The sequence below is a fragment of the Paenibacillus sp. FSL H3-0310 genome (genome assembly GCF_038002785.1).
Lineage (GTDB): Bacteria > Bacillota > Bacilli > Paenibacillales > Paenibacillaceae > Paenibacillus_AQ > Paenibacillus_AQ odorifer.
The window spans coordinates 1115255-1127898 of the sequence record NZ_JBBODC010000002.1 but is presented as its reverse complement, the minus strand read 5'-3'; the positions used below and the strand labels follow the sequence as shown (position 1 = coordinate 1127898).

The following is a 12644-nucleotide window of genomic DNA, read 5'->3' as shown; positions in this document are numbered from 1 at the left end:
TCCCCTGATCCAGCCGTTTTTTGATTACTTTAATATTACATTATCGATTAGTACCGCCGTATCGTAGATACTATCTCCTTGATCCCAAACATGGAACCGAAGGACAATGGAGCCCTTGCCGGCAAATTGGCTTACATCAAATTGTACATGCTTCCAATTCGTCATGTATGTTGTATGATCCCCGCCGTAGAAATCAATCGCTACTTTGTTCTCTTCAATCCAATAGGCCGTGGATTCATTAATCGATTCAGCCCCGATAATAACAGAATCATTACCATAGACACTGGACGTCACTGTATTGCCGCCATTTATGTGAGAAGTAATGAGGGAAGCCGTATTAATGTATACACTGGAAGTTACCGTTGCTCTGAAGGTGTCATTGAATTTGCTTCCAACGAATTCCTTAGGCTCCTCAGAAATGAAATTGTAATCGAACGATAGGGTTGTTGCACCCGCCGGAACAATGAAACTTTGCTCGATATAACTGTCTGAATTGTAGTCATATCCTCCTTGATCATTGTTTTCATACCCAAGGCCAGTGCTGATAATAGCCATGTAGTTCCCCTCTGTCGGTTTAAGCGGTCCCAGCTTGGAGATCACCCGAACATCGCCGTTTCCATTCCAGCCGGTCCAAGTTCCGTTTTCAAAGGTTCCGTTGATGACCCCTTCGGTCTTAGTGCCAATGCTGCTTCCTTTCATGAAGAATGCTGCCAACCCATCGTTTGCTCCATGGGCAGCCACTGCTGCTTGAAAGGCTTTTTCGGTTGTCATGTTGTCATCGTTTAAAGCGGTAAATACGGATTTAGCAATAGCTTGATCATATGCAAGCTTTACATAATCGGTATATCCATAATAAGTGCCAGCACCATTGTTGATGAAGGCATCTGCCATGGAATCGTTGTACGCGCTGCGGCAGCTGCCATTATATACGATGGTATCAGGAAGCATATCGTTGTACCGTGTAATAAAAGACGGTGTAATAGCATAATAACCGGATATAATAGCCAGTCTTCCCTTTTTCAAGTCCAACTCATAGGTCTTTTTGCTCTCTGTCGTTGCCTTTTCTCCTGTCAGGAACATAACTTGCGGTCCAGCGTATTTGAAATCAATGCCGTATTTATTATGGAGCTTCTGTAGCACTATTTCATCATAATAAGTATCTCCGTGGGTATCCAAGACCACGACGCCATACTGATTCAGCCCTTTAAAGAAATTAACGCCCGCTGCGGTGTCCTTTACTCTTTCCACAAGGAAAGGGTAACTCGACTGGTCGAAGCTGTCATATACAGCGTCATATACAGTCGAAGATGGAAGTGTGCCGGAGAACGGAGAAATTACAGCAACCCGCTGGCTTCCTATGGTGGCTACGGTTTGTTCCACATTTTGCGTTAGCGCCTCAGCCGCCAATGCAGCACTGGACGCAGCCTCTTCTACGGTGCTGCTTAACCCTTTTGTATTCTCAGGAGCTGCGGAGATCCCCCCTAGAATCCCGTTGTCCAGCAAATACCAGATGCTTCCTCCTTCACCCGAAATCCCAGCATGCTCTACTTCTGCTTGGGTTTGGAGCCAAGCCACAGTTTCTTCCTTTGCTTTTTGCAAATTACCATATGAAGTAGCCAGTTGATCAAGCTTACTCTGTGTATTATTTTCAATGATTTCCGTTTGTGCAAGCTGTTCATCCGTAAGATGCTTCATTACAGATAATTTAAAAACTGTGCTGCTTGGCACATCTCCCACAAACGCCTGCAGATTTATGTAACCCTCCGTACTTTCAGTCAATACTGCTTTCCCACTGTGCAGTCCGTCTGCCTCAAGACTGTCTCCATGGGCTTCCAAACCGTCATCGTACAACGAAATGATTTGCGAAATCACTTTGCCGCTGTCATCTACTTGATAGACACTAGCAATTACCGTTCCTGGCGCATTAATCGATGAGCGGAATATAACTTCTGTTGGCTCTTCCACATAAATGGCATCTGAACTCTCCCCCTTCACCACAACCTGGAGAGCATTTGCCGGTGCCGGGGTTGCCGGTGTCGGTGCCGGTGTCGGTGTTGGTGTTGGTGTCACTGGTGCTGGGGTTGCCGGTGCTGGGGTTGCCGATGCTGGCGTTCCCGGACCTGAAGCTCCCGGCGCCGGTGCTGTCACAGATGTCCCGCGGTCAGTTGTTGCCGGGGTGGCAGTCGGTGTTACCTCAGGACTCTTGCCCTTATTAACCTCTTCAGCCAGAAGCTGTTTGGATTTCTCGACATATACTGACTTATTGGTTTTGAACTCATAAGCCAGACGAGCCAGAGCCTGGCGCTCCGCATGCTCTTTCGGTTTGAATTTCAGAGTGCCGTCACTGCCTTGGACCCCGTTGATGAAACCATTTTTGAAGGCAAGGGATACTTGCGCTTTTGCCCATTCGGACACCTCTGAGATATCCGACAGCTTGCTATCAACCGGAAGCTTCTTCGCTGTTTCATCCAATTCGAAAGCTCGGATGAAAAACACGACCAGCTCCTCACGGGTGACATTTGCATTAGGACTGAAGGTGGTGGCCGATGTCCCCTCCGTAATGCCTGCCTTTACCAATGCACCTACATAACCGCGATACCAACTGTTCGCGGCAACGTCTTTAAACGGTGCGGCTTGATCAGCATTTGCTTCTAGCCCCAACGACAGGACTATGATTTTCGCCAGTTCGGCACGTGACATAGCCTTTTTCGGTTTAAAAGAGTTATCTTCATAACCTGAGATTATTCCTGCTTCAGTTAATGATTGAATCTCCTTTTGCGCATAAGAGCCTGTGATGTCTTTGAACTGCGCGGCCTCACCAAACACCATATGTGGCGTAAGAGTGCTTAATAATAGGGCAAACACAATCATCAGACTGAGTTTACGGCGTGCTGCTTGGAATAACATTGTTTCTTCCCCCTTCTTACTCTAAAAATATCAATGAGTCTGTCGTCCTAGTGAGTTCCAAGGATGGCATTTTACACCATTATTCGACAACTTCTTGATTCTACAATAGGACCAGGGTAATTTACAATGTCTATTACATAAAAAAAATAGATATATTTGTAGACTGGAGATTAAATGGCATAAAAAAAAGACCATCGAGTATAAGCTTGGATTGATAGCGATTTAATATTTTATCGTATTATTCTTCACATTCACTAAGATTTTACAATGATAAGCTTAATAATGTATGCCTTATGACACTTTAGGAGGTAATATAATGAGCAAGTACGACGAAGCCATGAAGCTGCTGGAAGAACAAGCGGGTAACAAGGACGGCCTGATCTCACTATCCACCATCGCACTGGAACCGGGGGCTAATGGCAAAAGCCGTCCCTCCGCCCGCATTGTAGACGCCTATTATGAGGACGGTGCGTTCTACACCGTTACTTACGCAACCTCAGGCAAGATGCAGCAGATCGCCCAAAACCCCGAAGTCGCTGTTTGTATCATCGTCGAAAACTTTACGGCCTATGGTATCGGTGAAAACCTGGGCTGGGTATGTGACGAGAAAAACGCGGAGATGATGACAAAGCTGCGCACAATATTCGCCGGGTGGTATAACGAAGCCAATAACGACGAAGATCCTAACACATGCCTGCTGCGCATTCGCCTGACAAAGGGCCTGTGGAATGACGCCCATAAAGGGATCAGAAATGAGATTGATTTTATCAATAAGACGGCAAATTAAGTGGTCTGTGTGATAGAACAGTCAGCAAAAAAGGTTCATCGCAGCAGTCAGCCACGATGAACCTTTTCATAAGAACCAACTAAATGATAACAGCTACATTAGAACTTTATAAAACCCGTAAGGCCTGGGAATTGACTTCCCAGAAATCCCGGAAAACCTGGAAATCCCGGATTTTCACCTTCTCCACCTTCTCCGCTTCCTTCGTCAGGCAAGATAAGCTCATAAGTCACATTTTGTGCCGGCACTAAGTTCATAGCATACTCATCAATTTCCGGTGCCCCGTCTAACGCCTTCCATCCAATTCCAGTCACTCCTAATCCCCAGACAGATTTACTTGGAATCATGAATTGTACGCCGAAACGATAGGTTTCCTCATTGATTAGCTTTTCTTCTTGTGTAAATGGATCAATGTAGATAAATTTCACTTTATACACATTTCTATCATAATATAGCTGGAGCGTCCTACTGCCATCTTCACCCCGGCTAATCTTCTCTTTCTCAAAATACTCGGTAAGCTGCGCGCCAATTCGCGAAGTGAATCTGAGTACGACCTGTATGTCCCGCTGCGAATAGCTTTGCTTAATAACCTCGGCGATTTGGTCTTCCGGCAGCTCTCTTTTTGCAAAAGGCGGCCCCTGTCTCAGTTGCCTAATCCGCACGAGCTTGAATCTGCGGTAGTCCTCTCTGACCCGGCAAAAGCCTATCACATACCAATGGCCGTGGCGAAAGTCAATCCAGCTTGGCTCTACCGTTCGCTCCAGCTTTTCCATATCCCTATTGATATAGTCGAACACCAGCAGCCTGTTATCCGTGATGGCCTTGCTTATGATCCCAATGTATTCTTTATTTTCCTGCTCCATGCTGAAATGGGACATATCCAGAGTCAGCTTGTGCTTATCGGACTCCCGCTTATAGGTATGCTCAACCTTTAACATGATGTCATTAAAAGCTTCGTTCCTGCCAAACAAGCCGTGTAAATTCTTCATTCGCAAGGATACCTCGAAATGCTCGGCAAGCTCCTTGCCCGTTACCGTACCTTTACCGGAGATGATCAGCAGCATGGAGAGCAATCGGTCGACTCGCATGATTGTGTGTGACGTCGGGTAACGTCTCCTCCTCTGGGTGAAGTAAGTGAATCATATATTCTCTTGCTTTAATGCATCAATAATATTCTCCTTTTTTACTTTAGCTCCGGAATAAACAACCGCAGAGCTGACAATGACAAATACACACACAATGACAGACAGAATGCTCATCCAGGGCAGGGTGAACCCATAGCTGAATTTGTTCGCAAATGCTTTATAGATCAGAAACATCACGGCGAAACTGACAGGAAGCCCATACAAGAGCGACTTGACCCCATAAAAAACACTCTCATAGTTCAGCATTTTTGCAAACCCCTTTGGTGTCGCGCCTACGGATTTCAGCATCGCGAATTCCCGTTTGCGAAGAGCCAGCCCTGTTGAGATCGTATTAAAGATGTTCGCAACAGAAATCGCAGAGATTAATACGATAAAACCGTAAGAAAAGACGTTCATCAGCAGAATCTGTTGTTCTTCTCTTATTCTGAATTGATATACATTGTAGACATTCAGATTGGTCTCATTCATCGCTTCAATTTCCTGCTGCGTTTTCACCGGTTCCGTGCTTTTCAAATGGAGGTACATCGAAGCGTTAGCCAGCTCCTCGCCGTCTGCCAGCCGATTCATGACGCGTTCCGACACGATCATATTTAACCCGCCTACGCCTACCGGGCTCATCCCCATCGGTGCCTTATCCGTCAATGCGGCAAATATCACTTTATTTGCCTTCGTTTCTTCCCCGCTCGCTTTAATAAAACTCGTTAGCTCGATATGTTGTCCGATATTCGCATATATGGACTTCGTCTGAATATATTTCCCCGTATCTATATCTTTGTAATGAATCGTATCCATCACGATTGCGGCGGGATGATCCAGATCCGTAAGCTGTTCGTAATCTGCGTGAGCCGCTCTGGCATAGGCTTGCAGGCTCGAATCATTCATTGCATAGAGCTTAATTTCGTAAGGGTATTTCCCGTCTTGCAGCATACTCTTATCCTGCTTAACCTTCTCTTGCAACTCGTCGGCGATGCTTGCTGCATCGACCCAAGCGTTCCCGACTAACTCATGACTCACGTTGTATTCCGTGACGCCATCCAGAGATACAAGCGATTGCATCAACCGGTCATCTAGTCTTTCGCCATTACTGGACGACACTTCAATATCGTAATTGATGCCTTCCAGCGACAATGCCAGAGATTGTGTCAGGCCAGTCGTGAAAAACGATATCGTCAAAAACAAAACGATGCTGATGACAAGCGAAAAAAGAATAACATGATGTCTTCGTTTGTTCCTTTTTAAGTTTTTCAGCCCGATTTCTGCTTCGATTCCGAAGAGCTTACGAATGATCTTCGACGTCTTCACTGCTTTGGCCGTAAGCTTTACGTCAGTGGTTTGGCGAATCGCGTCCACGGGAGATACCCTAGATGCTTTAACCGCCGGGAGATACGCCGAAACGAAAATCGTCAGCATCGAAACAAGACAAGTAATCAAGAGCAATAACGGCGTGACGATAAGCCTCAGCTTTTCACTAGTCCATAATGCCCCTTCAATCATTGTGTTCATGAACGAAAAGGCGATTCCGATTCCGGCAAGACCGCATAAGATGCCAATGGGAATGCTGATCAAACCAATGACGATACCTTCAAAAAATACGGAATTTCGCTTCTGCCTTTTCGTCGCCCCCACGCTCGCGAGCATCCCTAAATGGCGGGAACGTTCCGAGACGGATATCGCAAAAGCGTTATAGATGAGTCCAACCGAGCCAATTATAATAGTCCCTATAATGATTGCCGATAATGAGAACATCATGCTGGATGAGGCCCCGCTGCTGGACAAGCCATAATAACGAAGCAAATCGTTATTATATTGGACAGTGTCAATTTGGTTTTTCTCAGCCAGCTTCTCCGCATGTGCGAACAAGAACGGATTGACCCGCTGCAAGACCACCGACGCATCGACCCGATCGTCCCCCCCGATGATATGATCATCGACATAGCTAATGATCGTATAAGCCGGGGCCCAAGCCGTTTCCGACACCGGACGTTTAATGAAGCCTACCACCGTATAATCCCTAATTATGCTATGCTGTAATGTCTCGGTCAATGTGCCGTCTTTCCTGCGCAGCGGTTCCGTCTGATCCAGGGGATGATCGCCCCCTTGTTCGAATCGGTCGCCGACGCGAAGCGTTAAACGGTCGCCGATTTCGTACTTCACTTTGCCATTTGTTGCAACAGACTCGGAGATCACAACCTCCTTGTCCGTGTGCGGAAGACGTCCCTTGCTTATTTCAATCTGAAATTGTGTGAACCCTTGCACATCATATTCCTTAATGAACAAGTACGGCTTATTGGAATTTTGTCCCCCTTCTAATGGGGCATACCCAAGGTCTCTTGTGATTGCAACCGTTTTGGTTGCATCATCGCCCTGTATCGCCGCAAGCTGTTTCTTGGTTATATCTTGATACTGAATATGCCACTCCCCTGTATCTGTGATAGTTTGTCTGATCATTAAATCCGCAAAGGAAAAAACAAGCGTAATGACAGCGGTCATCATGGATACCGAAATAATTACGCCAAAAATAGTCACAAGTGTTCGTCTCTTGTTCTGCTTCAGATGCCGGATGGTTAATGTATTGACAATATTCATCGCCTTATTACCTCGTTTTTGGCAATCCTCCCATCTTCAATCGAAATGATTCTGTCGGCTTGCAGGGCGATCCGTTCGTCATGCGTGATTACGATCAGTATCTGATGATAGGTCTTATTCAGTATTTTCAATAAAACGACGATCTCGCTGCTATTCCTGCTGTCCAGATTCCCGGTGGGTTCGTCAGCCAGCATGATCGCAGGATTGCCGATGATCGCCCTGCCAATCGAGACACGCTGCTGCTGTCCACCGGATAGCTGATTCGGCAGATGGTTTAATCGATGCTGCAAATTCAACGTATTCACAAGATCAGCCAATTGCTTTTGATCTACCTTTTGTTGATCCAGCAAGAGCGGCAGCGTAATATTCTCTTCCACCGTCAGGACGGGAATCAGATTGAAAAACTGGTAGATCAGCCCGATTTGCCTGCGTCTGAAGATGGCCAGCTGCGTTTCGTCCAAGGTATACATATCCGTATCCTGAACATACACTTTCCCGCCAGTCGGTCGATCCACACCGCCCAGCATATGAAGGAGTGTCGATTTCCCCGATCCGGAAGGTCCGATAATTGCGACGAATTCACCTTTTTGGACCGAAAAGGAAACATCATCAAGCGCCTTCACCACCGATTCGCCTGTGCCGTATATTTCGGACAAATTTTCAATTGTTAAAATCTCCATTGCCATCCCTCCTTCCCTAGATGCTCAATTCCAGGTATATACCATCTCTCTATATCCAACATCCCAAAGGGTTTCATTCCCCTCAATGGTTATCTTAAGCTCATTAGCCCCGGTGAGATAAAGGATCCTCATATCCGGCTCATGGAGCTGATCTTCTGCAGATACAGACAGGAGCTCATGCCCGTCAACGGTAACCTTAATGCTGCCCTGAAAATCCTTATGATCAGGAATTCCATAATTCAAGCTAAGATACAGATCTCCCTTATTGCCTAGCGAATACGTATATGTTTCCTTCTTTTTACCTTCGATGCCATACACATTATATTGGGGTGTCACGTCTTGACCGCCAATCTTAAGACTGTCCTGTTTGGTTCCCGTTAATCGATTTCCGGTACTATCTTCCCATTCGTTTATCGCTACAAAAGGGGCCAACTCTTTGGTGAACACTTGATCAACTACTCCTAAGACCCCCCACACGCCGAGCATTAAGACAGCACTGGCAATTCCCGTAGCAGTGATATTTCTCCAGTAGTTTTTTGTACGGAAGCCAATCTTGTAGGCCCCGAATCCAATAGCAGCGCCCAATGAGTTCTTTATGACGTCGTTCGTGTCAAAGCTGCCGAGGAATGTTAGTGCCTGGATGGTCTCCACCACAAGAATGGACAGGATAAACCCTGTCATGAAGCGAACAAAGCTGGTGCGGTATAACAACGGAAACAGTATGCCAAAAGGTATGAAGGCTGCAATGTTTCCAATACCCACCAAGTCCATCAGTGTCGGATGTAGAAGATCGGAAAGACCCGGCACCCTAAAAAAATCGTCCGGCAAAAAAATAAAGGTGTACTGACTGGTTAGATCTACCTTATCCGCTCTGCCGAAAGCAAAAAACATAAAATAAAAAATAATCAGGGTGTAGCCTATCGTCATAAAAAAAGTAATCTTGCGATGCTGCTTCATTTGCATGGTTGTACCTCCATCGTTCATCTGATGAATATCATTTTATCTGTCCAAAATGACTTTACAGTGACATTGGAGGTGACAGTTTAGTCACTTATGGAGTGCTGTTAAATCACATGCTTATAAAATTTGATCCGATACTCTGTACCAGTCCCGCTGTCGCTCGTTACATCAATCACGCCGTTCTGGCTTGCAATGATGCTGTGAGCCATCGCAAGCCCTATACCGATGGTTCCTTCATTAGCATTCTTTCCTTTATAAAAACGTTTGAATATATAAGGCAAATCCTCTTTCGGAATGCCCTCTCCGTTGTCAGCAATAACGATTTCCGTAAATAGCACGTTGTCGGAAAATGTGATGGTAATCGCACCGCCCTCAGGTGTATGCTCCACTCCATTCTTCAAAATATTGATAACCGCTTCAGCAGTCCAATGGAAATCGCCGTCAAAAGAGACGTTGTCATCCCCTGTGATGGAAACGGTCTGTCCCTTAATATCCATCGGAATCATAACCGGCTCCAGTGCATTTAGGATTAGGGTTTTCATGTGTATTCGATCTTTTTTGAACGGGATAGTTCCCACATCCATTTTCGCTAGCTTTAATAAAGATGAAACAAGCCAATCGATCCGTTCAAGTTGAATGCGAATATGATGGGTGAACTCCGTTCTTTTGAGTGGAGGCAGATCAGGGGCGCTTAACAGATCTGCCATGACTGTCATAGAGGTGATCGGTGTTTTGAGTTGATGTGAAATATCGGAGATGGCATCGGTCAGTTGAAGCTTATCCTGCTGCAATAGAGAACGATGCTCGGAGAGCATGCGTGTCACCTTGTAAATATCATTCTTTAAGATGCTAAGCTCACCTTCTTGATTATCGCGAGGGTCAAGGGAGGCCTGGCCGCTGCTAATCTCCCGTAAATAGATGGACAGCTTCTCTAGCTCGTAATAGTGAACTGATCGATGTCTTCGGCGAGCACCTTTCGGGCTGAAGCGGCATTATGGCAGAGAACAGTCCAATAACCCTCTTGCTGCAGCGAATATTCCAGTCCCGACGCGATCGTCTTATCATCTTCAACTAATAATATTTTCATCTGAAGTTCATCCTTAGGATTGGATTGAATTGCACCTGTCTCGGATTTACTTATAGTATTCCCCAAGATTTTAGAACATTTAATGAATTCCACGACTACACAATCTCTTTATTAAAATGTCCTCTTGTGTCTGTTTCCTGATTAAAGACAGCATTATTCATAGAGCCATTTAATTTGCCTGACGCCATATTAATGACTTTCACAACCTGCTCTTTGGATTCAACTGTGAAGTTTAATCTGAGCGCCTCGATTCCTTTGATGTTTTGTAGCTCATCTAAAAGATTAAGCGTCTTCCCATTAAGGAGAGTCGTTGTACAATCATTATGGGAAATGATAGGGAACGTTCCGTGCTCATCTTTTAACTCATAGCTCTTCGTTTTGCAAATTCTGCATTGATTCATTTTTTTCATCGGACAATATTTTGTAAACATCAAAGGAACCTTGCCATATACAATCATTTCCAGTGCAGGATAGCCGTCATTTTCTTCATAATAGGCATTCCTTAAATCTTCAATTTGGCTCTTATTCAATTCATAAGATAAAGTGACTCGTTTTGCACCTAATTTATATAATTCATAGCAACTAGTAGCATTAACAACATTTAGAGAATAGTCCGTAACAAACGGATTCGTTTCTCTGTAGTGATAAATTCCGCCGTATCCTCCGATTAGTAGCTGCCCTTCTTTTTCCTTATAACGATTCTGATTTCTTCTAACAACATTTTCATAATAGATTTCCTTAATTCCACAGCTCACGCAAGCATCATACTGCTCCTTAGTCGTTACAGAGGCCGTAAAGTATGGTTTTTCAGGGGCAAAGCTTATTTTTTCTTTTGCTTCCAAAGCCTTGGTTCTTTTCTTCTGGCTGTTAAGCTTTAAGTCATATAAGCCCAGTACAATATCTCTTCTTGCTGCATTTAACAGTTTAGCTGGAATAAAAGCATTGCATTCCTCAAAATCCACATGATTAAGTTCGAATATCGTATCATTTAATCTTGAAAATTGCTTGATTACCTGGTCTTTTGTTGTTGGATTATTAATGGCTTCGCCTAGTATTTCCTCGCTTTCATATGAATAATGACAGCCTAAGCCCTCCGCATCTATGACAAGCTTTGAATCTGGACGTGCATATACTCTAATATCGAGGTTAAACCGCTTAAATTCTTTTTCCAGTGATGATTCTAATTCTTTGTTATAGAAATAATCCTTCGTTTTATATACTAAATCTCCCGTAGACATCTTTTCTTTGATTTTGATATAGCAGACATCCTCTGCTTTGTTGATTAATTCGCCCTCTTTATCGTACAGTTTTGCAACCGTTAAATTAACATCTTCATTGTTGTGACTGATTCGAATGGTATCGTTCTGATTTAAAGGACGTGTAAGTGTTATTTCATACCTATCTTTAACAATCTTGCTGATTGTTCCAATTTCATAACCAAAGTGATTAGGTCTTAAAATGTTTGTAATATTTCTCCTATCTTCGTGAAACAAATATCCTTTAGTAAATGTTCGATTGAATGTTTTTTTTAGATTTTCTTTATCTTCTTCGGTTATTTTATGATCTAAGGCCATGCGATATTTGGATACAACATTAGCAACATACGTAGGCACTTTCATTCGGCCTTCTATTTTTAAAGAATCGATTTCTTTTAAATCCTCGATATAGTCGATTGTGTTTAAGTCCTTGGTAGATAGAATATGGTTTTTCCCTAAAGATGTACCTGTTGTCTTATCCATGAGTTCATACTCCTTACGGCATGAACCCACACATCTTCCGCGATTTGCGCTTCGATTACCCATTAATCCTGACATTAGACAGTTTCCCGAGTAAGATACACATAAAGCACCGTGAACGAAAATTTCTAAAGGTATCTCAGCTTTTCTTTTGATCTCTTTTACTTTTTCAATCTCAACCTCACGGGACAGAACAACTCTTTTGGCACCAAGTTCTTTTAATAATAAAGTTCCGTCTAAATCGTCTATTCCCATTTGAGTTGAACAATGTGCTTCCATATCAAGAAAGTTTTTAACGATATAATCGAACGCAGTCAGATCCTGGACGATAATGCCATCCACACCGATTTTATTTAATTCGTGGATCTGCTCTTTCATCTCTTCAACTTCGTTTTCAAAAACGATGGTATTCATTGCAACATAGAGTTTAACGTCCCTCAGGTGCGCATACGTAACAGCCTCTTTTAACGTTTCTAAATCAAAATTAGATGAGTATGCACGTGCACCAAATTTTTGCATTCCTAAGTATATTGCATCACAACCATTAGAAATTGCAGCTTTTAAAGCTTCCATATTTCCTGCTGGAGCTAGTAATTCAGTCATTTCTTCCTCCTTATGACCCAAAAATTAATAAAATTTGTAGTTACTTGTGATACGGTTCAGCGCTTTGTCTGTAACGGCAAGTTTGCATGCTAGTTTGTCCAAAGGTGTTCTTAAAAGTACATCGTCAGGACTGCATGTTATTGAAGAACAGTTAAA

Annotated in this window: 7 protein-coding genes and 2 pseudogenes; 1 reads left to right on the top strand and 8 read right to left on the bottom strand. The window is 43.9% G+C overall.

Translation table 11 applies throughout. The annotated features are described in order from the left end of the window. Positions 1-24: 24 nt before the first annotated feature. Positions 25-2907, bottom strand: a complete 2883-nt coding sequence (locus MHH63_RS24455) for an S-layer homology domain-containing protein (RefSeq protein ID WP_341172183.1) — start codon at positions 2905-2907, stop codon at positions 25-27. A gap of 316 nt (positions 2908-3223) precedes the next feature. Between MHH63_RS24455 and MHH63_RS24450 the strand changes: the two genes are divergently transcribed. Further along, positions 3224-3694: a pyridoxamine 5'-phosphate oxidase family protein gene (locus tag MHH63_RS24450; protein WP_076301541.1), complete on the top strand. Its 471-nt coding sequence runs from the start codon at positions 3224-3226 to the stop codon at positions 3692-3694. A gap of 98 nt (positions 3695-3792) precedes the next feature. Here MHH63_RS24450 and MHH63_RS24445 read toward each other — a convergent pair whose 3' ends face one another. The 7 genes and pseudogenes from MHH63_RS24445 to MHH63_RS24415 form a co-directional block, all read right to left on the bottom strand. After that, positions 3793-4779 (bottom strand): helix-turn-helix transcriptional regulator, encoded by a 987-nt coding sequence (locus MHH63_RS24445; RefSeq protein WP_341172182.1) that lies wholly within the window; start codon positions 4777-4779, stop codon positions 3793-3795. Positions 4780-4830: 51 nt separating this feature from the next. Beyond that, positions 4831-7422, bottom strand: coding sequence for an ABC transporter permease (locus MHH63_RS24440; RefSeq protein WP_341172181.1), 2592 nt, complete (start codon positions 7420-7422; stop codon positions 4831-4833). Further along, positions 7419-8102, bottom strand: coding sequence for an ABC transporter ATP-binding protein (locus MHH63_RS24435; RefSeq protein WP_341172180.1), 684 nt, complete (start codon positions 8100-8102; stop codon positions 7419-7421). Before MHH63_RS24435 ends, MHH63_RS24440 begins: the two co-directional genes overlap by 4 nt. Before the next feature lie 24 nt (positions 8103-8126). Beyond that, on the bottom strand, positions 8127-9065 hold the full coding sequence (locus tag MHH63_RS24430; protein WP_341172179.1) for a VanZ family protein: 939 nt from the start codon (positions 9063-9065) through the stop codon (positions 8127-8129). Positions 9066-9166: 101 nt separating this feature from the next. Next, positions 9167-10006: pseudogene (locus MHH63_RS24425) on the bottom strand (sensor histidine kinase); the annotation flags it as partial. Continuing rightward, positions 10003-10149 (bottom strand): annotated as a pseudogene (locus tag MHH63_RS24420) (DNA-binding response regulator); the annotation flags it as partial. The pseudogenes MHH63_RS24425 and MHH63_RS24420, both read right to left, overlap by 4 nt. 95 nt (positions 10150-10244) lie before the next feature. Beyond that, positions 10245-12488 carry a U32 family peptidase gene (locus MHH63_RS24415; protein WP_341172178.1) on the bottom strand — a complete coding sequence of 748 codons (2244 nt, stop codon included), beginning with the start codon at positions 12486-12488 and terminating at the stop codon, positions 10245-10247. Positions 12489-12644 lie beyond the last annotated feature (156 nt).

Bases quoted from the DNA above. Each gene is read 5' to 3' on its own strand.
- MHH63_RS24455 (WP_341172183.1), bottom strand. From the start codon at position 2,907: ATGTTATTCCAAGCAGCACGCCGTAAACTCAGTCTGATGATTGTGTTT.
- MHH63_RS24435 (WP_341172180.1), bottom strand. From the start codon at position 8,102: ATGGAGATTTTAACAATTGAAAATTTGTCCGAAATATACGGCACAGGC.
- MHH63_RS24450 (WP_076301541.1), top strand. From the start codon at position 3,224: ATGAGCAAGTACGACGAAGCCATGAAGCTGCTGGAAGAACAAGCGGGT.
- MHH63_RS24445 (WP_341172182.1), bottom strand. From the start codon at position 4,779: ATGCGAGTCGACCGATTGCTCTCCATGCTGCTGATCATCTCCGGTAAA.
- MHH63_RS24415 (WP_341172178.1), bottom strand. From the start codon at position 12,488: ATGACTGAATTACTAGCTCCAGCAGGAAATATGGAAGCTTTAAAAGCT.
- MHH63_RS24440 (WP_341172181.1), bottom strand. From the start codon at position 7,422: ATGAATATTGTCAATACATTAACCATCCGGCATCTGAAGCAGAACAAG.
- MHH63_RS24430 (WP_341172179.1), bottom strand. From the start codon at position 9,065: ATGCAAATGAAGCAGCATCGCAAGATTACTTTTTTTATGACGATAGGC.